This is a genomic window from Paraburkholderia sp. OAS925 (genome assembly GCF_040543975.1).
Lineage (GTDB): Bacteria > Pseudomonadota > Gammaproteobacteria > Burkholderiales > Burkholderiaceae > Paraburkholderia > Paraburkholderia graminis.
In genome coordinates this window covers 3,573,406-3,597,972 of record NZ_JBEUNO010000001.1, presented here as the reverse complement: position 1 = coordinate 3,597,972, position 24,567 = coordinate 3,573,406, and the positions used below count along the sequence as shown (strand labels likewise).

Annotated in this window: 18 protein-coding genes, 1 other RNA gene and 1 pseudogene; 9 read left to right on the top strand and 11 right to left on the bottom strand. The window is 64.1% G+C overall.

The features are described 5' to 3' along the window. Nucleotides 1–414: 414 nt before the first annotated feature. Together ABIE53_RS15665 and ABIE53_RS15660 are read left to right on the top strand one after the other, a co-directional pair. A complete protein-coding gene (locus tag ABIE53_RS15665) occupies nucleotides 415–1,167 on the top strand; it encodes a DUF2968 domain-containing protein (protein ID WP_114156370.1) in 753 nt (250 codons plus the stop codon). A 176-nt stretch (nucleotides 1,168–1,343) separates the two neighbouring features. Then, nucleotides 1,344–1,775 (top strand): hypothetical protein, encoded by a 432-nt coding sequence (locus tag ABIE53_RS15660; RefSeq protein ID WP_376915525.1) that lies wholly within the window; start codon nucleotides 1,344–1,346, stop codon nucleotides 1,773–1,775. Between the two features lie 1,512 nt (nucleotides 1,776–3,287). On the opposite strand, the gene ABIE53_RS15655 is transcribed toward ABIE53_RS15660, so the two are convergent. Next, nucleotides 3,288–3,821 (bottom strand): GNAT family N-acetyltransferase, encoded by a 534-nt coding sequence (locus tag ABIE53_RS15655; protein WP_192698770.1) that lies wholly within the window; start codon nucleotides 3,819–3,821, stop codon nucleotides 3,288–3,290. A 338-nt stretch (nucleotides 3,822–4,159) separates the two neighbouring features. On the opposite strand from ABIE53_RS15655, the gene ABIE53_RS15650 reads away from it, so the two are divergent. Next, nucleotides 4,160–5,461: an MFS transporter gene (locus ABIE53_RS15650; protein ID WP_192698771.1), complete on the top strand. Its 1,302-nt coding sequence runs from the start codon at nucleotides 4,160–4,162 to the stop codon at nucleotides 5,459–5,461. 197 nt (nucleotides 5,462–5,658) lie between these two features. Here the strand turns inward: ABIE53_RS15650 and ABIE53_RS15645 are convergent, their stop codons facing one another. Continuing rightward, nucleotides 5,659–7,506 carry a tetratricopeptide repeat protein gene (locus ABIE53_RS15645; RefSeq protein ID WP_192698772.1) on the bottom strand — a complete coding sequence of 616 codons (1,848 nt, stop codon included), beginning with the start codon at nucleotides 7,504–7,506 and terminating at the stop codon, nucleotides 5,659–5,661. A gap of 125 nt (nucleotides 7,507–7,631) precedes the next feature. Here ABIE53_RS15645 and ABIE53_RS15640 point away from each other — a divergent pair, with 125 nt between their 5' ends. From ABIE53_RS15640 to ABIE53_RS15630, 3 genes are all read left to right on the top strand, one after another. Continuing rightward, nucleotides 7,632–7,991: an ArsR/SmtB family transcription factor gene (locus tag ABIE53_RS15640; protein WP_035569918.1), complete on the top strand. Its 360-nt coding sequence runs from the start codon at nucleotides 7,632–7,634 to the stop codon at nucleotides 7,989–7,991. Beyond that, a complete protein-coding gene (locus tag ABIE53_RS15635) occupies nucleotides 7,988–9,040 on the top strand; it encodes a cation diffusion facilitator family transporter (RefSeq protein WP_114156367.1) in 1,053 nt (350 codons plus the stop codon). The genes ABIE53_RS15640 and ABIE53_RS15635 overlap by 4 nt, the downstream gene beginning before the upstream one ends. Before the next feature lie 187 nt (nucleotides 9,041–9,227). Next, complete coding sequence (locus ABIE53_RS15630; RefSeq protein ID WP_192698773.1) at nucleotides 9,228–10,955, top strand: FAD-dependent monooxygenase; 1,728 nt, start codon at nucleotides 9,228–9,230, stop codon at nucleotides 10,953–10,955. Nucleotides 10,956–10,987: 32 nt separating this feature from the next. Here the strand turns inward: ABIE53_RS15630 and ABIE53_RS15625 are convergent, their stop codons facing one another. Genes ABIE53_RS15625 through ABIE53_RS15610 form a run of 4 tightly spaced genes read right to left on the bottom strand, consistent with a single transcriptional unit; the run spans nucleotide 10,988 to nucleotide 16,288 of the window. Beyond that, on the bottom strand, nucleotides 10,988–11,239 hold the full coding sequence (locus ABIE53_RS15625) for a formate dehydrogenase subunit delta (protein WP_006050235.1): 252 nt from the start codon (nucleotides 11,237–11,239) through the stop codon (nucleotides 10,988–10,990). A gap of 7 nt (nucleotides 11,240–11,246) precedes the next feature. Next, entirely contained in the window at nucleotides 11,247–14,225 is a 2,979-nt protein-coding gene (gene fdhF, locus ABIE53_RS15620) for a formate dehydrogenase subunit alpha (RefSeq protein ID WP_053858598.1), read from the bottom strand. A 15-nt stretch (nucleotides 14,226–14,240) separates the two neighbouring features. Then, on the bottom strand, nucleotides 14,241–15,806 hold the full coding sequence (locus tag ABIE53_RS15615) for a formate dehydrogenase beta subunit (RefSeq protein WP_114156366.1): 1,566 nt from the start codon (nucleotides 15,804–15,806) through the stop codon (nucleotides 14,241–14,243). Beyond that, the gene (locus ABIE53_RS15610) at nucleotides 15,803–16,288 is read right to left on the bottom strand and encodes an NAD(P)H-dependent oxidoreductase subunit E (RefSeq protein ID WP_006050238.1); all 486 of its coding nucleotides are present in this window, start codon (nucleotides 16,286–16,288) and stop codon (nucleotides 15,803–15,805) included. Before ABIE53_RS15610 ends, ABIE53_RS15615 begins: the two co-directional genes overlap by 4 nt. Before the next feature lie 134 nt (nucleotides 16,289–16,422). On the opposite strand from ABIE53_RS15610, the gene ABIE53_RS15605 reads away from it, so the two are divergent. Together ABIE53_RS15605 and ABIE53_RS15600 are read left to right on the top strand one after the other, a co-directional pair. Next, the gene (locus tag ABIE53_RS15605; RefSeq protein WP_192698774.1) at nucleotides 16,423–17,502 is read left to right on the top strand and encodes a substrate-binding domain-containing protein; all 1,080 of its coding nucleotides are present in this window, start codon (nucleotides 16,423–16,425) and stop codon (nucleotides 17,500–17,502) included. Between the two features lie 121 nt (nucleotides 17,503–17,623). Continuing rightward, on the top strand, nucleotides 17,624–17,887 hold the full coding sequence (locus ABIE53_RS15600; protein WP_029967912.1) for a hypothetical protein: 264 nt from the start codon (nucleotides 17,624–17,626) through the stop codon (nucleotides 17,885–17,887). A gap of 87 nt (nucleotides 17,888–17,974) precedes the next feature. Here ABIE53_RS15600 and ABIE53_RS15595 read toward each other — a convergent pair whose 3' ends face one another. The 5 genes and pseudogenes from ABIE53_RS15595 to ompA form a co-directional block, all read right to left on the bottom strand. Next, nucleotides 17,975–18,334, bottom strand: coding sequence for a COG4315 family predicted lipoprotein (locus ABIE53_RS15595; RefSeq protein WP_006050242.1), 360 nt, complete (start codon nucleotides 18,332–18,334; stop codon nucleotides 17,975–17,977). Between the two features lie 303 nt (nucleotides 18,335–18,637). Continuing rightward, nucleotides 18,638–19,007: a transfer-messenger RNA gene (gene ssrA / locus ABIE53_RS15590) on the bottom strand. Nucleotides 19,008–19,156: 149 nt separating this feature from the next. Then, nucleotides 19,157–19,870: an HAD family hydrolase gene (locus ABIE53_RS15585; RefSeq protein ID WP_192698775.1), complete on the bottom strand. Its 714-nt coding sequence runs from the start codon at nucleotides 19,868–19,870 to the stop codon at nucleotides 19,157–19,159. 25 nt (nucleotides 19,871–19,895) lie between these two features. Next, nucleotides 19,896–20,595, bottom strand: a pseudogene (gene ubiG / locus ABIE53_RS15580) (bifunctional 2-polyprenyl-6-hydroxyphenol methylase/3-demethylubiquinol 3-O-methyltransferase UbiG). 144 nt (nucleotides 20,596–20,739) lie between these two features. Then, the gene (gene ompA / locus ABIE53_RS15575) at nucleotides 20,740–21,387 is read right to left on the bottom strand and encodes an outer membrane protein OmpA (RefSeq protein WP_006050245.1); all 648 of its coding nucleotides are present in this window, start codon (nucleotides 21,385–21,387) and stop codon (nucleotides 20,740–20,742) included. Nucleotides 21,388–21,874: 487 nt separating this feature from the next. On the opposite strand from ompA, the gene gyrA reads away from it, so the two are divergent. Continuing rightward, entirely contained in the window at nucleotides 21,875–24,511 is a 2,637-nt protein-coding gene (gyrA, locus tag ABIE53_RS15570) for a DNA gyrase subunit A (RefSeq protein ID WP_175130873.1), read from the top strand. The last annotated feature ends 56 nt before the right edge of the window (nucleotides 24,512–24,567 follow it).

The window sequence follows — 24,567 nt, the reverse complement described above, 5'->3', positions numbered from 1 at the left end:
TCCAGCCTGCGCGTCCGCGCTCGTCGCCACTTACGCGGCACGCCCGGCGCGCCGACGGACATCCTGGGCGCTTCGCCCGCGCGGCTATGCGACGTAACCTGACCGGACCGCGGCCCGGCCGCTAGAAAATCTGATTCGTTTCGAGGCGCTACTGTCCAGGTGGCGCCTCGTTTTTTATGCCGTTGACGGTTATTTACACATCTTGCTTTTGGCCGCCCCGAGTCGGGCGATTAGCGCTTTTCTCACATCCGGCTCTCTTCAGATTTCGCGATAAGCGTCTTTGTCGCCTAATTCGGACACCATAGTTTTATCTCGATTTAAAGTCCAATTTTGCGACGCTTCAATGCTTCGCTTAAGCACAAATCCGCGCGATAATTCAAGGCTGTTTTTTGGATCCGCATGGAGCATGCAGATATGAAGCACCCCTTATTGGTACGGCGCGCCCTGCTGCTCGCGGCGTCGTGTCTGCTGTTGCAGCATGGCGGGTCTGTGCTTGCCGCGCAGGGCGAAGAGGCCGCGCCGATCGTCGGCACACGGCCGGCCCTCAATACGCTGACGCCGCAGCCTGTCGCCGACGCGCTGCGCGATGCGGCGTCGGGTTCGTCGGCTTCATCCGCGTCGTCGGCTTCGGTTTCGGGTTCGTCGTCGGCGGTGGAAGTGCAAGGCAATGTCGCCGAGTTGATGCAGATGATTCAGGACACGAAGCTGAGCGAACTGCGCACCACTTACAACGGCAGCTACGGCGCGAGCCTGTTTTTCTATCCACGCGAGTTGACGTACTACGTCGCGTTGTTTCAGAACAAGCATTTCTGGCGGGTGATCAAGTCGGCGGATGCGGGGCGGGCCGAGGCGATTTACGCGGGCTTCGCGCAGCAAACCGCGCAGCTTGCCGAGGTCGAGATTCGCCGCACGCAGTTGCAGGCGCAGAAGCTGTACATTGAAGACGTTATTGCGTTGTCAGAAGACCGGGCGAAGCGCCTGCAAGCCGATCTGGAAGTCGCGCGCACACAGCAGGCGAAGGTCAACGACTATCAGCGCCAGACGCAGGACGAAGCAGCCGCGTTGCGTGAAGAGAAGGAACGCGCACAGGCGCAACTGCGGCAGGTGCAAGGGCAGGTCATGCTATTGCAACGGCAGATGGAGATGGGTCTGCCAGGCCAGAAGTAAAGGCGCGGTTGGAGTGCGAAAAAACCCGGCTTGGATAGCCGGGTTTTTTTATGGCGCGCGTTGCAGGGCTATCGAGTGAATTGGTCGGGGACTTCGGTCACGCGGCGCTGCGAGAGTCGGTTTATCCATTGCGGGCTGGTGTTCGGCGATGGATTCGCGGATGAGGGTGGTTGGGGTTGTTGCGCTTGTTGCGCCGGTTTCGCTTGTTGCGCAGGCTGCGCCGGTTTCGGCTCCTGCGCTTGCTGGATCGGTTTCGCCTGCTGCGCTTGTTGGATGCGTTGTGCGTCCTGGGCGTCTCGCGGGTGCTGAGCGTCTTGGGCCTGTTGGGCGTCCTGCGCCGGCTTCGCCTGTTGCGCAGGTTGCACTGGTTTGGCCTGCTGCGTTTGTTGCGCAGGTTTCCCCCGTTGCGCTTTTTCTATGGGTTGCGCGTCTTGAGCGTCTCGGCGGCGTTCGGCGTCTCGGGCCTGTTGGACTTCTTCCGCTACTTGCGACCATTGCGCCGACTGCGCCATTTGCGCCGCTTGCGCGCGACCGCTGCTACCGACGCCCGCGCTCATGTCCATCGACGCGTAATCGTGCGTGCCCAACTGCGCCGGCCGAAGCGGTGAGTATGCACCCGCAACGGACGGCTTGACGATCGTTCGCGGCGCGGTCGCTTGCGCTGCGATGCTCGACGCGTCGACGGCTGCATACCGCCGATGGCTCACCGCGGCGCCATCTGCAAGATGCCGTTGCATGTCCACATGACGACCGTCTTTCCTTGCAGCAAGCTGGTCGCGTGCGCGTGTGATCGACCTGTCTGCTGACATGCGCCGCTCGATAGGCTTTGCTGTTTCCGGGCGTCCAGCGGTCGCGCCGACGACAATGCCTCGGCCCGCTTCCGGCACCGACGCGGCGTGCGCAAGCTGCGTCGCGGAAGCTGCACTCGCGGGCTTCGCGCGCACGGCTTCGTGGGTCTTGTTGGAACTGTCGGCGCCGCGGCGCAACGGAGTTTGCGCAGCCATCGTGTTGGGGACGGCAACGGCTCCTTCCGCGGATTTCATGTCGTGACCGTTGCGCGGATGCGAGGCGCCGTCATGGGTGGCCATCCACGTAAGCAGTGCCGCGCCGCTCACAGCGCAGACGCCGCCCGCGAGCGCCCACCGCGGCGGGAATAGCGCGCGAGGCGCGCGCTGTGCGGCTTCTGAAGGATGTGTTGTCTCGGTTGCGCAAGCATCCGGCGAAACGGCAGCTTGTGCGAAAGGCAATGCGTCGGCGAGCACCGGCGCATCCGTCCAAGCCGAACCCACCGGCGGCATCAAATCCACCGAGCGCGCAGAAGCCACCGAAGCCACCGAAGCCACCGAAGCCACCGAAGCCACCGAAGCCGCAGGACCCGCAGGACCCGCAGAACCCGCAGAACCCGCAGAACCCGCAGAACCCGCAGAACCCGCAGAACCCGCAGAAGCCACCCCCCACGGAACCTCCAACGCCTCTACCTCCACCCCTTCGCCAATCCGCGACGCCCCCTCGCCACCCACCGACCCTGCACCCATCGCAACCACCGCGTCGCCTCGCCGACCCTCCGGCGCCACCCATCGACAAAACGAGCGAATCGGCTGCTGGCTCAAATCAAACGTTTCGAGGACCGCGCGGTATAGCCCGTGTAGCCCCCTGTCCAGCGAATAGCATGGCGCGAGCAAGGTCCAGCCGCGGCCAAATGGCGCCGGCACATCATTGAACGGGCGCGAGCGCGGCAACGCCATCGCGCCTTCGACTACGGTTAACGGTGTGGTGGACATCGCTCTCTTGCAGCGCCTCGGGGAGGGACGCCGCCTGGGCATCCGTGGGTCGGTGACGAGGGGCTCGGCGCGCTACGCAAAAACGCTACGCAAAAACATCACGCGAAAGCGCCTCGCGCGTGCATGCGAGGGCAACAGCGCAGAGGCGCAGCAACCCACCAACACGCGCTCGCACGCATGCGGAAGGACGCATCGGCGCCGTGCGTGGAAAGCCATCGTCGGGAAGAGAAGATGATGCGCTGGAATGAAACGCCGTAACGCTCGGAAGCTTCGCAAAGTACCTGCGGATACTTCCTGGATCTGCGCTAACGGACACGACAAACGTCGGTCAAACGCGGATCAAACGCCAGCCCCGTCCAATCGATAAACATAACGCAGCGCAGTGATGTCCACGCCGCCCATGCGGTCCGGTTCCGCGCCGGCGAACTGCCAGCCTTGCCGCTCATAAAAGCCGATCGCGGGCATATTGCCTTCGAGCACATACAGATGCAGCTGCGTCTCACCTTGCGTACGAGCCCAGTCTTTGGCGGCGCGCATCAACAGCTTCCCGACGCCGATTCCCTGGGAGCCCGGCAGTGCGTGAAGGTTATCGAGCAGCACGCCCCACGCGGACTCCGGCTGACGCTCGACACACACGAAGCCGATCGGCTCGTCGTCCAGCACCGCGATCAGCACGATGCGGCGCTCGCCGCCCGGCGCGCGCATGCGCGCCTGCCACCAGTCCGCGCGTTCCTGCGCGACCTCGCCGTCGAGAAAAGCGTCGGGCAGCAGGCCACGGTAAGTGGCGCGCCAACTCGTGGTGTGAATCGACGCGATGAGCGCGGTGTCGGCGACGGTGGCGGTGCGCAGCGACAAGGCAGGGGCGGTCTGCATGAGAGGCATGGGAAGCGTGGGAAGGATGGGAACGGCATCGACGGGAATGGCTGAATCGCAATTTTAGCGGCCGCCCGCCGCCGCGCTGGTTGTAATGAAAATGTAGGGAATACGCAACAGTGCCATCGACGGTAACATGTGGCGGCGCGGCTCCCGGCGGTTCACAACGTTTACCCTGATACCGCTCCAGCGCCTTCGCTTGCAAAATGCTGCGCCCCTCGGCGCGGCGCTATCCGCAGCGGCCGTTTGCCTGTGGCATCCGCCAGTTCGACAAGGCGGCCCGTTTCAACTGCCAGATCGCCGTCGTTCGCGCGGCGTGGGCTTATCAGAGAACGTCAATGTCAACAGCGTCCCACGCTATTTCTTCGTCGGAAGAATCCAAGGTCAAGACAGTGTTCCGCGTGGTCAGCGGCAACTTTCTTGAGATGTACGACTTCATGGTCTACGGCTACTACGCGTCTGCGATCGCCAAGACCTACTTTCCGAGCGGCAGCGAATTTGCGTCGCTGATGCTCTCGCTGTCCGTGTTCGGCGCGGGCTTCCTGATGCGGCCGCTCGGCGCGATCGTCCTCGGCGCGTACATCGATCATCATGGCCGGCGCAAGGGGCTCATTCTCACGCTCGGCCTGATGGCGCTCGGCACGCTCACGGTGGCGTCCATTCCAGGCTACGCGACGATCGGCGTGCTCGCACCGGTGCTCGTGCTGTTCGGCCGGCTGCTGCAGGGCTTTTCCGCGGGCGTCGAACTCGGCGGCGTGTCGGTGTATCTGTCGGAAATTGCCACCAAGGGAAACAAGGGCTTCTATTGCGCGTGGCAGTCGGGCAGCCAGCAGGTCGCCGTGGTGTTCGCCGCGCTGATCGGCGTGATGCTCAACAAGACGCTGCCCGCCGACCAGATGAGCGCATGGGGCTGGCGCGTGCCGTTCCTGATCGGCTGCCTGATCGTGCCGTTCCTGTTCATAATCCGCCGTTCGCTGAAGGAAACCGCGGAGTTCTCCGCGCGCAAGCATCGTCCGCGCATGGGCGAGATCATGAAGAGCATGGCCGCGAACTGGGTCACGGTGCTGGGCGGCATGGGCATGGTCATCATGACGACGGTGTCGTTCTACATGATCACCGCTTACACGCCGACGTTCGGCAAGGAAGTGCTGAAGCTGTCGGCGATCGACACGCTCGTCGTCACCGTGTGTATCGGCCTGTCGAATCTGATCTGGCTGCCGCTCGCGGGCGCGCTGTCGGATCGCATCGGCCGTCGTCCGGTGCTGCTGGCTTTTACCGCGCTGACCATCGTGAGCGCTTATCCGGCGCTGCAATGGCTCGTCGCCGAGCCGTCGTTCGCGCGTCTGCTCACGGTCGAGCTGTGGCTGTCGTTCCTGTACGGCAGCTACAACGGCGCAATGGTCGTCGCGCTGACCGAAGTGATGCCGGTCGAAGTGCGCACTGCGGGCTTTTCGCTGGCTTACAGTCTCGCGACGACGATCGGCGGCTTCACGCCGGCCATTTCGACGCTGCTGATTCATTCCACCGAAAACAAGGCGGCGCCGGGTCTCTTCCTCGGCGTGGCGGCGATCTGCGGACTGATCGCGACGCTCGTGTTGTACCGCACGCCTGAATCGCGCAATCAATACAAGGGCGCGTGAGGCGTGGCGCGCGCTGACGTCTGCTGCGGCGTCGGCGCATAAAAGGAAACCCCGCGCTCGACGGAACGCGGGGTCGCATTGAGATGGTCATTAAAACCCTGCACGCGAGCTTCACTGCAGGGTTTTTGTTTGTTGGCTTGACTCGCGATTTCCGCGCGGATTCAACGCTTGTTCAGCGCTTTGTTCAACGCGCGACGCTAGCCGCGGCGCAGTTCTTCCGCGACGGCTTCCACCACTTCCCGCCAGGCACCCGGCCGCGGCTGGCGCACCAGTTTCGCGCTCGCGTACCACGGGCTGCGCGCGTCGTCGTGACACCAGCGCCAGTCGGGCGCGAACGGCAGCATCAGCCACAGCGGCTTGCGCAGCGCGCCGGCGAGATGCGCAATCGACGTATCGATCGACACCACTGCATCGAGCCGTTCGATGATCGCCGCCGTATCCGCGAAGTCGCCGATCCGCTCGTCGAACCGATGAATCGACCCGCCGCGCGGATGCCCGTCGAGCGCCGCGCGTTCTTCGGCGCTGAGGTGAGGCTGCAGCACAATCCAGTCGATGCCTTCGAGCGCGAAAAGCGGCTCGAGCGCGGCGAGCGGCATCGAACGCGTTTCGTTTTGCTGGATGCGCCCGGACCACGCGAGCCCGATCTTACGCTTCGCCTGGCCGCCGATCGAACCGCGCCATTTGCGCCGATACGCGGGCGGCGCGCTCAGATAAGGCGTGCGCTCGGGAATCGTGGCGAACGTCGTGCCGAGCGCGAGCGGCAAGCTCAGCAACGGGCATTGGACGTCGGCGGCGGGGCGCGGTGCGCCTCGCGCGATGAGCGTCACGCGCCACGCTTCCGCGACCGGCGCGAGCAGCGGCAGCAACGGCGGCTGCACTTCGAGCACGACGCGCGCGGCACGCTGCGCGGCGAGCGAGACGAAGCGCACGAACTGCAGCGTATCGCCGAAACCCTGTTCCGCATGGATCAGCAGCGTGCGCTGCGCGGCCGGCTCGCCGTGCCAGCGCGGCAAGGTCTCGATCGCCGGTTCGGCGACGGTTTGCAGACGCCATTCGTATTCCGGCAGGCCGCGCGCGAAATCGCCCAACGCGAGCCACGCGAGCGCGCGGTTCATATGCGCGGACGCGAGATCGGGCTGCAAGCGCAACGCCTGATCGAATGCGCGCAGTGCGGTGGCGTGCGCGCCCAGCGCCTGGTGCGCGGTGCCGAGACTCAGCCAGGCGAGCGCGAATTGCGGATCGAGCCCGACCGAGCGTTCGAGATACGGTATCGCCTCCGTGTGGCGCCCGAGCGCGGCCAGTGCATTGCCCATGCCGTAGATGGCGGGCGGCAGGTTCGGCTGCAACGCGAGCGCCGCTTCGAACGACGCGACGGCTTGCGCGTGGCGGCCGGTGGCGTCGAACGTATTGGCGAGGTTGAAATGCGCGGCGACGAAGCGCGGCTCGGCGGCCAACGCGGCCTTGAAGCAGGGAATCGCTTCGTCCGCGCGGCCGAGCGCATTGAGCGACATGCCCATGTTGTTCAGCGCGCCCGCGTGTCCGGGGCGCAGCTCGAGCGTGCGCCGGAACGACGCGATGGCTTCCTCGTGACGCCCGAGCGCGTGCAGCGCGTTGCCGAGATTGTTGTGCGAGGAGGCGTCGTCCGGTTGCAGGTGCAACGAACGGCGGAACGCGTCCGCGGCGTCCTCGTGACGGCCCGTTGCCGCATACGCGTTGCCGAGGTTGTAGTGCGCCATCGGGAACGACGGCGCGAGCGTCAGCGCGTTGCGGAACTGGTCGATGGCCTCGTCGATCTGGCCGAGGGCCTTCAGCGCGTTGCCGAGGTTCAGCTGCAGCGCGGCGTCTTGCGGGCGCAGGTTGACCGCGCGCCGCACCAGCTCGGCGGCTTCGGCGTGCTGGCCCTGCTGATGGCGCAGCACGCCCAGCAGATGCAACGCGTCGACGTGCGCGGGATTGCCGTCGAGCGTCGCGCGGTAGCCGCGTTCGGCGTCGTCGAGGCGGCCGTCACGATGCGCCGCGAAAGCGCGGTCAAATACAGGTTGCATGACGGGGGATGGTAGTCGGGTGAGGCAGAGGCCGCATTTTCCCACACTCGCGGAGGCTCGCTCCGGTTTGACCCGTTGCGCGGCTTTCGCTTAACCTGTGAATACCTGTTCATATGTACGCTGCCATGATTCCTGCTACGGTCTCTGCGCCATCGCCTGCGGGCTTCGAGCCGCACGCGGCAAAAAGCGTCGCGCCGCTCGCCGATCTGTTTCGCCTGCTCGGCGATCCGACGCGGCTGCGCATCGTGCTCGCTTGCGTCGACGGCCGGCGCGCGGTCGGTGCGATTGCCGACGAGCTCGGTTTGTCGCCGTCGCTCGTGAGTCATCATTTGCGGCTGTTGCGCGCGGCGCGGATCGTGCGGGCGCAGCGGCAGGGCAAACAGGTTTTCTATTTCGCCGCCGATCGCCACATCAGCGCGATGCTGGCCGGCATGCTTGAACACGTCGCCGAGCCTACCAGTGACGACGCATTGGATCTGCCATGAAGACAATCGAAGAAAGAGAAGATGGGCAACAGGACACGCATAGTCACGGTCACGGTCACGGTCACGGCAAACACCACCACGACGACCACGGCCACAACCACGGCACACACCACTCGCACTCACACAGCCACGACCACGGCCACGGCCATCATCACCACCACGCGCCCGTAGCCGGCCACGGCTTCGCGTTCGCGCTGGCCGTCGCGCTGAACGTCGCGATCGTCGTGATCCAGGCCGTGTACGGCGTGCTCGCGCATTCGACCGCGCTGCTCGCCGACGCCGGCCACAATCTCTCCGACGTGCTCGGCCTGCTGCTCGCATGGGGCGCCGCCTGGCTCGCGACACGCCGTCCTTCCGCGCGCTACACGTTCGGCTACGGCAGTTCGTCGATACTCGCGTCGCTGGCGAATGCGGCGCTGCTGCTGTTCGCGTGCGGCGTGATCGTCGCGGAAGCCATCGACCGTCTGATGAACCCGGCGCCCGTCGCGGGCCTCGCGGTGTTCGTCGTCGCGGCGGTGGGCATGGTCGTCAACGGACTGTCCGCGTGTCTGTTCATGCGCGGGCAGAAGGAAGACCTGAACATCCGCGGCGCCTTTCTGCACATGGCCGCCGACGCCGGCGTGTCCGCGGCGGTCGCGATCAGCGGCCTCGTGATTCTCTACACCAACTGGACGTGGCTGGACCCGCTGATGAGCCTGCTCGTGGTCGCGGTTGTCGTCTACGGTACGTGGGGTCTGTTGCGCGACTCGGTGCGCCTCGCGCTCAATGCGGTGCCCTCGGGCGTCGATGTCGAGCGCATCCGCGACTATCTCGCCGATCAGCCCGGTGTCGAGGACGTGCACGATCTGCACATCTGGGCGCTGTCCACCACCGGCAACGCGCTCAGCGCGCATCTCGTGATGCCGGCAGGCCATCCCGGCGACGAGCGGCTCGACGGCATCGTGCTCGCGTTGCGCGAACGTTTTTCGATGCAGCACGCGACGCTGCAAGTGGACCTCGGCACGACCGATCATCGTTGCGCGATGGAGCATCCGCACACTGCGCGCTGAAGCACGCGACGAAAGCGCGCATTCATGCATAACGCGTCGCCGACGTACATCGCGGAACACGCAAGCGCGGACGGCCGCCGCGAGCCCGACCGCTATGCGCGATACGCCTCGCATCCGATGCAGCCCGCAGTCCGGCGCGCGGGCGCGGGTTGTACACTAGAGCGCACTGTGGTCTGCGGAGTTTCGCATGAACGCTGCTGCTAATAATGCGTCGCCGGTGCTGATCGTCGGGGCGGGGCCGACCGGGCTCGCCGCCGCCATGAGTCTCGCGCGCGCTCACATCCCCGTGCGTCTCATCGACCGCGCGATGCAGCCGAACCCATATTCGCGGGCCATCGGCATTCAGGCGCGCACGCTTGAACTGCTGGAGCAGCATCGGCTGGCCGAACGGTTTCTCGAACTCGGCCATCGCGCGCGCGTCGCCAATCTGTTTTCGAACGGCATGCGCCTCGCGCAGCTCGACTTCGATCCGCTGCACACGCGCTATCCGTATCTGCTGTTTCTCGATCAGTCGGTGACCGAGCGTTTGCTCACCGAGCATGTCGCGACGCTCGGCGTGACGATCGAGCGCGGCGTCGAACTCACGATGTTCTCGCAAGGCTCGGTCGGCGTTCAGGCGACGCTGCGGCGCGCCGACGGTCACACGGAAACGCTGCGTCCGTCCTACATGATCGCCGCCGATGGCGCGCACAGCGCGATCCGCCACGGGCTCGGGTTGAACTTCGTGGGCAAGACGTCGGAGCAGACGTTCCTGCTCGCCGATGTTCACGCGGAAACCGATTGGCCCGACGACGAATTTCACATCTTCGCTTCAGGCGAAGGTCTCGTTGCACTGTTTCCGATGGGACACGGCCGGCATCGTCTGATCGCGGATCACGCCGTCGAGCCGACGCCGGCCGCTGCCGCGCCGCTCTCGCCGGTGGTGCTCGGCGAGCCGCCGCTCGCACGCGTGCGAGCGCCGTCGCTCGACGAATGCAAGGCGCTCGTTGCGAGGCGCGTGCATGAACGCGTCGACGTATCCGAGGTTGCGTGGTCCTCGTACTTCCATGTGAACAGCCGGATGGTGGAGCGCCTGCGCGTCGGGCGCGTGTTCCTTGCCGGCGACGCCGCGCATGTGCACAGCCCGGCCGGCGCGCAAGGCATGAACACGGGCATCCAGGAAGCGTTCAATCTCGGCTGGAAGCTCGCGCGCGTATTGAAGGGCGCGGCGCCCGATCGTCTGCTCGACACCTACCATATCGAGCGGCATCCGATCGAGCGCGACGTGCTGCGGCAAACCGGCTTTATCACGCAGATGGCCGAGGCGGATCACGGTCCGCTCAAGCTGCTGCGCGAGCGGGTGATGCCGGTTCTTGCCGCGCTCGGTCCGTTGCGCGACGCGGCGCGGCTCACGATCAGCGAGTTGTCGATCCAGTACCGGCGCAGTCCGCTGACGCTCGAGCGCGTGCTCGACGGTGGGCCGCGCGCGGGCGAACGCGCGCCGGATGCGGTCGTGCATGTGGTCGACGGTCCGCTTGGGCGAGCGCCCGGCATCGGCTGTATTTACGATCTGCACGACCCGGCATTTTTCTCGCTGTTTCTGCTGGTGCCGCCGTTGCCCGCCGACGACAAACCGCTCGATCCCGACGCAAAGCACGCACCGCCCGCCGACGCCGAACTCGAGCGGCTGACGGCCGACATGGAGAAGCTATTGGAAGGGGCGGTGCGCATCTGGCGCGTGACGGATACGAGCGGCGACGGCGGGCCGTCGTTGGCCGAATCGTATGGACGCACGCGGCCGTCGTTTTATCTGCTGCGGCCCGACGGCTACATCAGCGCGCGCGGACGCACAGGCTCCGATCTGAACGGCCTGCTGCGGCACTGTGAAGCGTGGTTCACCGTCGATGGACAGATACCGGAGCAGACGGCCGTGTGAGACGGCCGTCATGCACCCGTCCTGTGCACTCATCACGCGATGGAAGGCTCAGCGGGCGTCAGACGCTCGCGGTTCTTCACGAGCGCTTCCTTCACGATTGCCGACATCTCGATGCCGCCCGCCTGCGGCGCATCGAGCGCTGCGAGCAGCGCGCGCCGCATGCGCGGCTCCCAGAAGCGGCGGATATGGTCGGCGACACCGGTGATGGCTTCTTCGCGATCCGGCATCGAATCGAAAAAATCGCCGATGCGGTTCGCCATGTCGATCAGATTCTGAGTGTCCATCGTCGCCTCACTTACCCGACGTCGCGTTGGCCAGCTCGCGCTGCTTGAGCAACTCGAGTTGCTCCGCGTTGAAGCGCGAATACTCTTTCTGCCACTCGGACGGCTGTTCGACCGGCATCACCTGCACGGCGGTCACCTTGTATTCCGGACAGTTGGTCGCCCAGTCCGAACTCTCGGTGGTGATCACGTTCGCGCCCGATTCGGGGAAGTGGAACGTCGTATAAACGACGCCCGGCTGCATCCGCTCGGTCACTTTCGCGCGCAGCACGGTTTGTCCCGCGCGCGATTCGATACCGACCCAGTCGCCCGTCTTGATGCCGCGTTCTTCCGCGTCGTGCGGATGCAGTTCGAGCCGGTCCTCGTCGTGCCAGCGCGAGTTCTCCGTGCGCCGCGTTTGCGCGCCCACGTTGTACTGCGACAGGATGCGCCCCGTCGTCAGCAGCAGCGGGAACTTGCGCGTGACTTTTTCCGGCGACGCGATGAACTTGGTAATCACGAACTTGCCCTTGCCGCGCACGAACGTGTCGACGTGCATGGTCGGCGTGCCGTCCGGCGCCTCTTCGTTGCACGGCCACTGGATGCTGCCCAGCTCGTCGATCTTCTTGTATGACACGCCGTGGAAGGTCGGCGTGAGACGCGCGATCTCGTCCATGATTTCGGACGGATGCGTGTAGTCCATTTCGTAGCCGAGCGCGCGCGAGAGCAGCAGCGTGACTTCCCAGTCGGCGTAACCCGGCACCGGCGGCATGACCTTGCGCACGCGCGAGATGCGGCGCTCCGCGTTCGTGAAGGTGCCGTCCTTTTCGAGGAAGGTCGAGCCGGGCAGCAGCACATGCGCGTACTTCGCGGTCTCGTTCAGGAAAATGTCCTGCACGACGATGCATTCCATCGCCGACAACGCCGCCGCCACATGATGCGTGTTCGGGTCCGACTGCACGATGTCCTCGCCCTGGCAGTACAGGCCCATGAAGCTGCCGTCGAGCGCGGCTTCGAACATGTTCGGAATGCGCAGACCCGGCTCGGTTTGCAGTGAGACATTCCACGCGTCTTCGAACTGCGAGCGCACGATCGTGTCGCTGATGTGGCGATAGCCCGGCAACTCATGCGGGAACGAGCCCATGTCGCACGAACCCTGCACGTTGTTCTGGCCGCGCAGCGGATTCACACCGACGCCTTCGCGGCCGATGTTGCCCGTCGCCATCGCAAGGTTCGCGATGCCCATCACCATCGTCGAGCCTTGCGCGTGTTCGGTGACGCCCAAGCCGTAGTAGATCGCCGCGTTGCCGCCCGTCGCGTAGATGCGCGCGGCTTCACGCACGTCCTTGGCCGGCACGCCGGTCACGGCTTCCGTTGCTTCGGGCGCATTCTCCGGCAGCGCGACGAAATCACGCCATTGCTCGAACGCGCGGCCTTCGCAGCGTTCGGCGATGAACGCTTCGTTCAGCAGCCCTTCGGTGACGATCACATGAGCGAGCGCGTTGACCACCGCGACGTTGGTGCCGGGGCGCAATTGCAGATGATGCGATGCCTTCACGTGCGGCGTATCGACGATGTCGATGCGGCGCGGATCGACCACGATCAGCTTCGCGCCTTCGCGCACGCGGCGCTTCAGACGCGAGGCGAACACCGGATGGCCGTCGGTCGGATTCGCGCCGATCACCATGATGACGTCGGCTTTATCGACCGAGGCGAAGGTCTGCGTGCCCGCCGATTCGCCGAGCGTCGTCTTCAGACCGTAGCCGGTCGGCGAGTGGCAAACGCGTGCGCAGGTGTCGACGTTGTTGTTGCCGAACGCGGCGCGCACGAGCTTCTGCACCAGATAGGTTTCTTCGTTCGTGCAACGCGACGACGTAATGCCGCCGATCGAATCGCGCCCGTGCTTCGCCTGAATGCGGCGGAATTCCGAGGCCGCGTAATTGATCGCTTCTTCCCAGCTCACTTCGCGCCACGGGTCGGTGATCTTCGCGCGGATCATCGGCTTCGTGATGCGATCCTTGTGTGTTGCGTAGCCCCATGCGAAGCGGCCCTTCACGCACGCGTGTCCTTCGTTCGCCTGGCCGTTCTTGAACGGCACCATGCGCACGACCTGGTTGCCCTTCATCTCCGCCTTGAACGAGCAGCCGACGCCGCAATACGCGCAGGTGGTGACGGCCGAATGCTCGGCCTGGCCCAGCATGATCACGGTCTTTTCCTGCAACGTCGCGGTCGGGCAAGCGGCCACGCACGCGCCGCACGACACGCACTCCGAATCCATGAACGGCTGGTTTTCGCTCGCGGCCACGCGCGATTCGAAACCGCGCCCGGCGATGGTCAGCGCGAACGTGCCTTGCGTTTCCTCGCACGCGCGCACGCAGCGATTGCAGACGATGCACTTCGCCGGATCGTAGGTGAAGTACGGATTCGATTCATCCTTCTTGTCGTTCAGGTGATTCGCGCCGTCGAAACCGTAGCGCACTTCGCGCAGGCCGGTCACGCCCGCCATGTCCTGCAGTTCGCAGTCGCCGTTCGCGGGGCAGGTCAGGCAATCGAGCGGGTGATCGGAGATGTACAGCTCCATCACATTGCGGCGCAGCGATTGCAGACGGTCGGTTTGCGTGCGCACTTTCATGCCGGCTTCGACCGGCGTCGTGCACGAGGCCGGATAACCGCGCTTGCCTTCGATCTCGACGAGACACAAACGGCACGAGCCGAACGGTTCCAGCGAATCGGTTGCGCAAAGCTTCGGCACGTTCACGCCTGCTTCGACGGCGGCGCGCATCACCGATGTGCCGGCCGGCACCGTGACCGCCTGGCCGTCGATTTCAAGCGTCACGTCGACGTCCGCATGACGCGCGGGCGTGCCGAAATCGGTTTCGTCGAAGTACGAGCGCGGGGCTTGCGTTTGAGCCTGCGCTTGCGATTTGCACGCGCAGTTGCCGGATCCGCAGCCGCCCGCCGAGGGGACTTGCTTCGGGGCGCCGGCAGTAGAGTTGAGCATGTCTGACATAGTTGGGCTCCTCGTTCAGGCCGCAGCTTTCGGTGCATCGGCGCCAGCGCCGGCGAGGCCGAAGTCTTCAGGAAAATGGTCGAGCGCAGACATCACCGGATACGGCGTCATGCCGCCCATCGCGCAAAGCGATCCGGACACCATCGTGTCGCACAGATCGCGCAGCAACTGCACTTGCCGCGTCGACGTATCGCCGTTCCGCATGCGCGCGATCACCTCGACGCCGCGTGTCGAACCGATGCGGCACGGCGTGCACTTGCCGCACGATTCGATCGCGCAGAAGTGCATCGCGTATTGCGCGAGTTCGGCGAGATTCGACGTGTCGTCATGCACGACAAGGCCGCCGTGACCGACCACGGCGCCGACCGCCGCATACGCTTCGTAATCCATCGGAATGTCCCACTGGCTTTCCGGCAGATAGGTGCCGAGCGGGCCGCCCACTTGAACGGCGCGCGCCGGCCGGCCGCTTGCCGTGCCGCCGCCATAGTCGTAAATCAGTTCGCGCAGCGTCACGCCGAATGCAAGCTCCACGAGCCCGCCTTGCTTGACGTTGCCCGCGAGCTGAAACGGCAGAGTGCCGCGCGAGCGACCCATGCCGAAGTCTTTGTAGAACGCCGCGCCGCGCGCGAAGATGATCGGCACCGTTGCCAGCGTGATGACGTTGTTGATCACCGTCGGCTGACCGTAGAGGCCGACGAGCGCGGGCACCGGCGGCTTCGCGCGAACAATGCCGCGCTTGCCTTCGAGCGATTCGAGCAGCGCCGTTTCCTCGCCGCACACATACGAGCCCGCGCCTTTTGCGACGAACAGTTCGAAGCGATGCGCGGAGCCGAGCACGCTGTCGCCGAGCCAGCCGGCGGCGCGCGCCTTCGCGATTGCCGCTTCGAGCGTGGCGATCGAATGCGGATATTCGCTGCGCACGTAGATGTAGCCCGCCGTCGCGCCGGTCACGACGCCCGCGATGATCATGCCTTCGATCAGCACATACGGATCGCTTTCCATCACGAGGCGGTCGGAGAAGGTGCCCGAGTCGCCTTCGTCGGCATTGCAGACGATGTACTTCTGCGCGGCCTTCGCGGCGCGCACGGTGCGCCACTTGATGCCGGCCGGGAACGCGGCGCCGCCGCGTCCGCGCAGGCCGGATTCGATCAGCGCTTCGCAGGCGGCGTCGCCGTCGGTCTGCAGCGCATTGCGCAGACCTTCGAGGCCGCCGTGCGCGACGTAGTCGTCGGTGGAAAGCGGGTCGGTAATGCCGATGCGCGCGAACGTCAGGCGCTGCTGCTTCTTCAGATACGGAATCTCGTCGACCACGCCGACGCGGCGCGCATGCTCGCCACCGTCGATAAAGCCCGCGTCGAACAGCGCGGCCACGTCGCTTTCGTCGACGTTCGCGTAACCGATGCGTCCTGCGGCGGTTTGCACTTCGACGAGCGGTTCGAGCCACAACAAGCCGCGCGAGCCGTTGCGAACGAGTTCGATCGTGATGCCGCGGCGTGCCGCCTCGGCTTTGATCGCGTCGGCGAGCGCGTCCGCGCCCAGTGCGAGTGCCGACGAATCGCGGGGAACATAGATACGCGTCATGCCGTCACCTCCACGCATTTGCTGGCAGCCGCGAAAATCGCGTCGAATTTTTGCGGCGTGATTTTCGCGTGCAGCGTGCCGTTCACCATCATCGCGGGCGAAAGCGCGCATTGGCCGAGGCAGTACACCGACTCCAGTTCCACCGCGGCGCCGGCTTTGTGTTCGGCGTCGAAGCGGCAGCCCGTATGCGACTCGATGTGCTGCGCGAGCGCCTCGGTGCCCATGCTGCGGCAGGCTTCCGCGCGGCACAGTTGCACCGTGACGGGCGCGGCCGGCTGCGTGCGGAAATGGTGGTAGTACGTGATGACGCCGTGCACTTCCGCGCGCGACAGGTTCATCGTGCGTGCGAGAGGTGGAACGGCGGCGGGCGGCACGTAGCCGAGTTCGTCCTGAATCGCGTGCAGCACGGCCAGCAGCGACCTGCCAGGTTGTGCGTGGCGCGCTACGAGCTCTTCCGGCGCGATGGCGATGAGATCGTCCAAGTGGGGGCTCCTCCAAAGTCATATATGCACTTGTTATTCATAATGCGTGCACTTATGCTTCGTCTATTCGATATGGGATAGCCGAACGATAGGCGGGCGAAACGGCCGATGCAATAGGAAATACCTGCACATATATGATCAGAATCGAGTGCCACGCTCAACTAGTATTGAAGTGCCCGGATGGCCGGGAGGCAAGCCTGTCGGACGTCGTGCCGCTGCTCGCTCTCGTGGACGAATCCGGCAGCATCGCGCAGGCGGCGACGCTTAAGGGTTTGTCCTACCGTCATGCGTGGGGTTTGTTGCGCGCAATCGAGGAGCGTCTGGGCGGTCCGCTGATCGCGAAGGAGCGCGGCCGCGGCTCCGTGCTGTCCGAACTCGGTCAAGCGGTGCTGCGTGCGCAGCGTCTGTGCGGCGAACGGCTCGACGGCAACATGCAGGCGCTCGCGAGCGAAGTGGCGAGCGATCTGAACCGCTGGCTTGCGCCGCCCGTCGATCACGTGCGCATTCATGCGTCGCATGGTTACGCGGTGGCCGCGCTCGTCACCGCCTTGGTCGCGCAGGAGCTTCCGGTCGACATCAAGTACCGCGATGGCGCCGATGCCGTGAGCGCGCTCGCTCGCGGCGAGTGCGAGCTGGCCGGTTTCCACTTGCCGCTAGGCGAGTTTCGCGCGGCATGTGCGGACACGTACCGGCGCTGGCTCGATCCACAGCGTCATGTGCTCGTGCATCTGACGCGGCGCAAGCAGGGGCTCTTTCTCGGCAAGGGCAATCCGAAACGGATTCTTGGCCTCTCAGATCTTTCTCGCGACGACATTCGCTTCGTCAATCGGCAGCATGGTTCCGGCACGCGCATGCTGCTCGATCTGGCGCTGCGCAAGCTGGGCATCGACCCGGATGGCGTGAACGGCTATGCGTCGGCGGAACTCACGCATTCGGCGATCGCGGCGTTCGTCGCGAGCGGGATGGCGGACGTGGGTTTCGGCGTGGAACCTGCCGCGCATCATTTCGGACTCGACTTCATCCCCGCTGTCGACGAAGACTATTATTTCGCGTGTGACCGCGCTCGGCTCGAGCGCGCGCCGCTGTCGGCGGTCATCGAACTGCTGCGAAGCAGCGCGTTTCATGCGAGCGTCGATCGGCTGCAAGGCTACGATCCGCGTGACTGCGGCAAGCTCGTGGATCTCGAAGCGGGATTGAGCGGAGCGGGCGCGTAAGCGGTGGTAAACAACGCGCCGCGCATCTCACGTGCTCGCCGCTGCGGATGGCTTTCGTTTGCGATACTCTCTAAGCTTCCGTTTTTTGCCAACCCCGCGCGTCGCCGCGCTTCGAATCGATATGAAAGTTCTTCTACATGCATGTGCTGCGGCCGCGTCGGCCGGCTTGCTGCTCGCGACCGCCTCGGTCGCTGTCGCGCAGAACTCGCCGGGCGTGCCGGGCGGCATTCTGCAGGAGCAGTTCCGGCTTGCTGAACATCCGCAAATGCCGTTCGCCGCGTCGGCGCCGTCGGACAAGTATCAGTCCGGCAAGAAATCGGCGATGCGCAAGCGCGGCGACCTGGGCGATCCGAACGGCTGCAATCTGCAATGTCCGAAGGAATAGCAGGCTTAGCGGCCTGCTCGAAGTGCACGAATCTCGATGACGCCGGCAATTTGCCGGCGTTTTTTATGGGCTCGCGGGTGTCGACGGTCAGGGCTTCGCGGTGTGCCACACGTCCTTGAAGCCGTCTCCTTTGGTGTCGCCCGCCTGCTTGTCGGCCGCGTAGCGATAGAGCGGATGACCTTTGTATGCCCATTGCTGCTTGCCGTCCGCGGACGGGATCAGCGTCCAGTCTCCCGACGGCTTGTCCGACGAACTCGCGACCGCGGCCGGCCAATAGCTCGTGCAGCCGCCGGTGCACGCGCTCACGCCGGGCGTGGTGTCCTTGTCGAAGGTATAGAGCGTCATGCCGTCGGCGCTGACGAAGCGGCCGTCGACTACTTTCGGAGGCTCGGCGAAAGCGCTCTGTTGCAAGGCGAGCAGGGCGAGGCAGAAGAGGGTCTTGCGCATGATGTCGGCTCCTGTTTGTTGTGTGGATTCGCGTGCGACGCGGCGTGCGTCGGCGCGTGAGTATTAACGGATGGGGTCGTGGGTTTATTCCGGGGGTGTTTCGTGGGTGTTTCGTGCGCGCGCGCGGTGCTGGCCTGAAGGGCCGTTCTGGGCAGCGGCGCGCGGTTGGAGCAGGCAGGCAGCGGGGGCGCGGTCCATCCGCCGATGCATCGGCGATGCAAAACAAAAAACCCCGAAAGGCTCACGCCGTCGGGGTTCTAGTTTAAGCGGTGCGCAAAGCACTGCACTTTGCTGCAAGGTGTGTGGTGGAGGCGGCGGGAATCGAACCCGCGTCCAGAAGCACTCTACGACCAGTTCTACATGTTTAGTTCTGTCTTTTGATTTAACCGTAGTGACGCGGACGAACACGCTGCACTACGGCGATTCACTAGATTTTCGACCCGGACGTCGTGACACCGTCAAGGCTTAACTGACGTATATGACCTCTGTCGGTATTGCTACCGGTCTTGCGACACTAGCCCGTCAGTGAACTAGGCAGAGGACGGCGGCCCTTAGGCTGCCAGTGCGAACGTATCGTCGTTTGCAGTTACGTTTTTCCCATTGATTAACGAGGTGACGGGTCCTCGACATGCCCTAGCCGCTTCGCAACCCCTGTCGAAACCAGGTCGCCCCCGCGGTTCGTTGCTCGGAACGTTGAGCCAAAGTAGATTTTACAATAATTTGACGGCCGTGTCTCGGCTTGCTTTCGGCGCGTTTCTGGGACGTTTCCGTGCGGTTCGAGCCGCGCGTAACGGCCACCCGCGCCGCACATCGATTGGGTTGTTAGCCGATATCGCGCAACAGCCGCTGCAACTCGGCTGGCGACTGCACAACGTGCTGCGCATGCCATTGCGTGGGCGGGATGTCGTCGCCGCAATAGCCGTATGCCGCGGCCACGGTCTTCATGCCGGCAGCGAAGCCCGCCTGCACGTCGCGCAGATCGTCGCCGACGTAGACGATGCGCTCCGGCGCCACATCGAGCGCCCTTGCCGCGTACAGCAGCGGCGCGGGGTGGGGCTTCGAGTGAGGCGTCGTGTCGCCGCTCACCACGCAGCCTGCGCGCTCCTCCAGACCGAGTTGTGCGACCAGCGGTTCCGTCAGCCGCGCGACCTTGTTCGTGACGATGCCCCAGCGCACGTCGCGCGCGTCGAGTTCGTCGAGCAATTCGGGAATGCCGGGAAACAGCGTGGTCTCGATGCAGAGGTCGGCTTCGTAGTTGGCGAGAAACTCCTCGCGCATCGACGCAAACTCGTGGTCGTCCGGCCCAATGCCGAACCCGCCGCAGATCAGCCCGCGCGCGCCGGCCGACGCCAGCGGGCGCAGCTTTTCGAGCGGCACCATTTCCAGTCCGCGATCGTGACGCATCTTGTTGACGGCGGCGGCCAGGTCGGGCGCCGTGTCGGCCAGCGTGCCATCGAGGTCGAACAGCACGGCTTGGCAAAGACCGAGCGAATCTTCGTTGTCTTCGCGCTGGGGCAGGGGCGTGGGATCGCTCATTGATTTTCTTGTCGGCAGTGGGGGATCACGCGTCGCGGCGGCAGGCGAGCATGTAGTTCACGCTCGTGTCGGCGGACAGTGCGAAGTGCTTGCTGAGCGGGGTGGTACACGATACCCTTGATGTCCGCCGTACGCAGCCCCGCCGCGCGCACGAAACCGGCGAGCTCCGACGGGCGAATGAACCGCGCGTAGTCGTGCGTGCCCTTGGGCAGCATCCGCGCAATGTATTCGGCGCCGATCACGGCGAACAGGTACGACTTCACGTTGCGATTGAGCGTGGAGAAGAACACCCAGCCGCCCGGTTTGACGAGCGTCTTGCACGCCTCGACTATCGCCGACGGCTGCGGTACGTGCTCGAGCATTTCCATGCAGGTGACGACGTCGTAGGTGCCCGGTTCGCGGGCGGCCAACGCCTCCGCCGCGATTTCCTCGTAACTTACGGTTACACCACTTTCAAGGCTGTGAAGATCCGCGACACCGAGTGCCTCGCTCGACAGGTCAATGCCTTTGACGTGCGCGCCGAGGCCTGCCATGGATTCCGACAGGATGCCCCCGCCGCAGCCGATGTCCAGCACGTGCTTGCCGGCCAGATGCGCGTGGGCGTCGATCCAGTTCAGACGGACGGGGTTGAGTTCGTGCAACGGTTTGAATTCGGCGTTCGGGTCCCACCAACGATGTGCGAGGTCGCTGAATTTCTGCAGTTCGTGGGGATCGGCGTTGGTCATGGCAAAGCTGCCTCGATGAGAGCGGTGAGCGGGCGCTCGAGGATAAACCCGGAGTATATAGGCGACGGACCGGAGCGGCAAAATGCGGCCGGCAATAAAAAAGCCCCGCCGAAGCGGGGCTTTTGGTACTGCGTGTTTTGCAGCTTACTGCTTCGAAGTACCGACAACTTCGACTTCCACGCGACGATCCGGTGCGAGGCAGGCGATCAGTTGCTTGCGGTTCTTCTGGTTGCAGCCGGTCGTGACCGGGTTGCGCTTGCCCTTGCCTTCCGTGTAGATACGGTTGGATTCGATGCCCTTGCTGACCAGGTACGCCTTCACAGCTTGAGCGCGACGCAGCGACAGACGGTCGTTGTACTTGTCCGAACCGATGCGGTCCGTGTAACCCGTTGCCACGACGACTTCGAGGTTCAGGCCTTGAATCTTCGATGCCAGATCGTCCAGCTTTTCCTTGCCAGCCGGCTTCAGGACAGCCTTGTCGAAGTCGAACAGTGCGTCAGCTTGATAGGTGATCTTCTGGCTGGTGATGGCCGGTGCCGGTGCGACCGGAGCCGGCGGCGTCGGAGCCTGGGCAACCAGTGCGCCGTCGCACTTTGCGTTAGCCGTTGCCGGCGTCCAGAATGCATCGCGCCAGCAAAGCTCGTTCGTGCCGTTCATCCACACGTATTCGCCAGTACCATTCACCCAGTTGTCATTGGTAGCTTGTCGCGACGCCGGCACCGACTGTGCCATGGCGGATGCAGCCATAACCGCGGTAGCTGCAATGAACGCGAGCTTTGAAAGTTTATTCATATTTCTCCTCTCGAAATTGAGATTACCGCAGGTTTACTGCGAGCCTGTTGACGAAGACAAGTCATACATTGCTCGAAGTATAACATTGGTGCGGAACAAAAAACGTTGTGTGTAGACTTCGAGCAGCGTCTGACTCTTTGTGCGTTGGCATTTTGCCATATCGTTCCCTTCCGACGATAAAAAAATCCGCCCCCGATCAAATCGCCTTCCAATTGTGGTGCATGCGCAACAGAAGCAATCGCCCGCAGCGTCCCGCCAGTCATGGCTCGGCGGCGAATTGCCCCACGCATGAATCGAGCCTGATCCGCCCAAAAGAAGTGCCGCGCGGAACTTTTTCGGGACGGCTTGCTAATAGGTATACGTCGGGTGACGTGACGTGGTCGGGCGCGGATTCCCGGCATGTTAGAATCGCGTGATGCATTGCGCCTGCAATGCTTACGCGAGGGCGCCGGATTCTCGCCGCCTTCGCACGTAAAAGATACGGATAATGGATCAATTCGCCAAAGAGACTCTGCCAATCTCCCTCGAGGAGGAAATGCGCCGTTCGTATCTCGATTACGCGATGAGCGTGATCGTAGGGCGTGCGCTTCCCGATGTTCGCGATGGCCTGAAGCCGGTGCACCGGCGCGTGCTGTACGCGATGCACGAACTGAACAACGACTGGAACCGCGCGTACAAGAAGTCGGCGCGTATTGTCGGTGACGTCATCGGTAAGTACCACCCGCACGGCGACACGGCTGTTTACGACACCATCGTCCGCATGGCGCAGGACTTTTCGCTGCGCTACATGCTGGTGGACGGCCAGGGCAACTTCGGTTCCGTCGACGGCGACAACGCCGCGGCCATGCGTTACACCGAAATCCGCATGGCGAAGATCGGCCACGAGCTGCTCGCCGACATCGACAAGGAAACGGTCGACTTCACGCCGAACTACGACGGCAGCGAAAACGAGCCGGCCATTCTGCCGGCGCGCATTCCCAATCTGCTGATCAACGGTTCGTCCGGCATCGCGGTCGGCATGGCGACGAATATTCCGCCGCACAACCTCAATGAGGTTGTCGACGCGTGCCAGCACCTGCTCAAGAATCCCGAAGCCACGATCGACGAGTTGATCGAGATCGTTCCGGCACCCGACTTCCCGACCGCCGGCATCATCTACGGCGTGGCGGGCGTGCGCGACGGTTATCGCACCGGCCGCGGCCGCGTGGTGATGCGCGCGCTCACGCACTTCGAGGAAATCGATCGCGGCCAGCGCATGGCGATCATCGTCGACGAATTGCCGTATCAGGTGAATAAGCGCTCGCTGCTCGAGCGTATCGCCGAACTGGTCAACGAGAAGAAGCTCGAAGGCATTTCCGACATCCGCGACGAGTCCGACAAGAGCGGCATGCGCGTCGTGATCGAGCTGAAGCGCGGCGAAGTGCCGGAAGTGGTGCTCAACAATCTGTACAAGGCGACCCAGCTCCAGGACACCTTCGGCATGAACATGGTCGCGCTGGTCGACGGCCAGCCGAAGCTGCTGAACCTGAAGGAGATGTTGTCGTGCTTCCTGTCTCATCGCCGGGAAGTGCTGACGCGGCGCACGGTATACGAACTGCGCAAGGCGCGTGAACGCGGCCATGTGCTCGAAGGTCTGGCCGTTGCGCTCGCCAATATCGACGAGTTCATCGCGATTATCAAAGCCGCGCCGACTCCGCCCATCGCCAAGCAGGAATTGATGGCGCGTCCGTGGGATTCGTCGCTGGTTCGTGAGATGTTGTCGCGCGCCGAGCAGGAAAACGCGTCGGCGGGTGGTCGCGAAGCCTATCGCCCGGACGGATTGAATCCGTCTTTCGGTATGCAGGCCGACGGCCTTTACCGTTTGTCCGACACCCAAGCTCAGGAAATTCTGCAGATGCGTCTGCAACGCCTGACGGGTCTCGAGCAGGACAAGATCATTGGCGAGTATCGCGACGTGATGGCGCAAATCGCCGACCTGCTGGACATTCTGGCTCGCCCGGAACGCATTACGGCGATCATCGTCGACGAACTGACGTCGATCAAGTCGGAATTCGGCGACGCGCGTCGCTCGAAGATCGAACTGAACGCCACCGAGCTGAACACCGAAGACCTGATCACGCCGCAAGAGATGGTCGTGACCATGTCGCACGCCGGCTACGTGAAATCGCAGCCGTTGTCGGAATATCGCGCGCAGAAGCGCGGCGGTCGCGGCAAACAGGCGACTTCCATGAAGGAAGACGACTGGATCGACACGCTCTTCATCGCGAACACGCACGATCACATCCTGTGCTTCTCGAACCGCGGCCGCGTGTACTGGGTCAAGGTCTACGAAGTGCCGCAGGGCTCGCGCAATTCTCGCGGCCGCCCGATCGTCAACATGTTCCCGCTGCAAGACGGCGAGAAGATCAATGTTGTGCTGCCGGTTAAGGAATTTTCCGCAGACAAGTTCGTCTTTATGGCGACCGCGTTAGGAACAGTAAAGAAGACGCCGCTGGAAGCCTTCAGCCGTCCGTTGCGCAAGGGTATTATTGCGGTCGGTCTGGATGACGGCGACTACCTGATCGGCGCCGCCATCACAGACGGTCAGCACGACGTGATGCTGTTCTCGGATTCGGGCAAGGCGGTTCGCTTCGACGAAAACGACGTGCGGCCGATGGGCCGCGAGGCGCGCGGCGTGCGCGGCATGCAACTCGACGAAGGCCAGAACGTGATTGCGTTGCTGGTGGCGGGCGACGAGCAGCAGTCGGTGCTCACCGCAACGGAAAACGGCTTCGGCAAGCGCACGCCGATCACCGAGTACACCCGTCACGGCCGCGGCACGAAGGGCATGATCGCAATCCAGACGTCCGAGCGCAACGGCAGGGTCGTCGCGGCCACGCTGGTCGACCAGGAAGCGCAGATCATGCTGATCACGACCACGGGCGTTCTGATCCGTACGCGCGTGTCGGAAATTCGAGAAATGGGCCGTGCAACTCAAGGTGTTACACTCATCAGCCTTGACGAAGGCACCAAGCTTTCAGGTCTGCAACAGGTTGCCGAGGCGGAAGCGGAAGGCGATGTCGAAGGTGACGCCGAAGGTCCTGCTGAAGGTGGTAACGGCGGGGAAGACGGCGGCGCGGCTTGATCCCACTTGGATCCGCTGACCGTGCTTTCGCTTCACGCCCGGTGACTGATTGAAAG

Coding starts and splice junctions, on each gene's coding strand:
- ABIE53_RS15615 (WP_114156366.1), bottom strand. CDS start 15,806: ATGACGCGTATCTATGTTCCCCGCGATTCGTCGGCACTCGCACTGGGC.
- ABIE53_RS15635 (WP_114156367.1), top strand. CDS start 7,988: ATGAAGACAATCGAAGAAAGAGAAGATGGGCAACAGGACACGCATAGT.
- ABIE53_RS15630 (WP_192698773.1), top strand. CDS start 9,228: ATGAACGCTGCTGCTAATAATGCGTCGCCGGTGCTGATCGTCGGGGCG.
- ABIE53_RS15650 (WP_192698771.1), top strand. CDS start 4,160: ATGTCAACAGCGTCCCACGCTATTTCTTCGTCGGAAGAATCCAAGGTC.
- ABIE53_RS15625 (WP_006050235.1), bottom strand. CDS start 11,239: ATGGACACTCAGAATCTGATCGACATGGCGAACCGCATCGGCGATTTT.
- gyrA (WP_175130873.1), top strand. CDS start 21,875: ATGGATCAATTCGCCAAAGAGACTCTGCCAATCTCCCTCGAGGAGGAA.
- ABIE53_RS15640 (WP_035569918.1), top strand. CDS start 7,632: ATGATTCCTGCTACGGTCTCTGCGCCATCGCCTGCGGGCTTCGAGCCG.
- ABIE53_RS15645 (WP_192698772.1), bottom strand. CDS start 7,506: ATGCAACCTGTATTTGACCGCGCTTTCGCGGCGCATCGTGACGGCCGC.
- ABIE53_RS15595 (WP_006050242.1), bottom strand. CDS start 18,334: ATGCGCAAGACCCTCTTCTGCCTCGCCCTGCTCGCCTTGCAACAGAGC.
- ABIE53_RS15600 (WP_029967912.1), top strand. CDS start 17,624: ATGAAAGTTCTTCTACATGCATGTGCTGCGGCCGCGTCGGCCGGCTTG.
- ABIE53_RS15605 (WP_192698774.1), top strand. CDS start 16,423: ATGATCAGAATCGAGTGCCACGCTCAACTAGTATTGAAGTGCCCGGAT.
- ABIE53_RS15585 (WP_192698775.1), bottom strand. CDS start 19,870: ATGAGCGATCCCACGCCCCTGCCCCAGCGCGAAGACAACGAAGATTCG.
- ABIE53_RS15655 (WP_192698770.1), bottom strand. CDS start 3,821: ATGCAGACCGCCCCTGCCTTGTCGCTGCGCACCGCCACCGTCGCCGAC.
- ABIE53_RS15665 (WP_114156370.1), top strand. CDS start 415: ATGAAGCACCCCTTATTGGTACGGCGCGCCCTGCTGCTCGCGGCGTCG.
- ompA (WP_006050245.1), bottom strand. CDS start 21,387: ATGAATAAACTTTCAAAGCTCGCGTTCATTGCAGCTACCGCGGTTATG.
- fdhF (WP_053858598.1), bottom strand. CDS start 14,225: ATGTCAGACATGCTCAACTCTACTGCCGGCGCCCCGAAGCAAGTCCCC.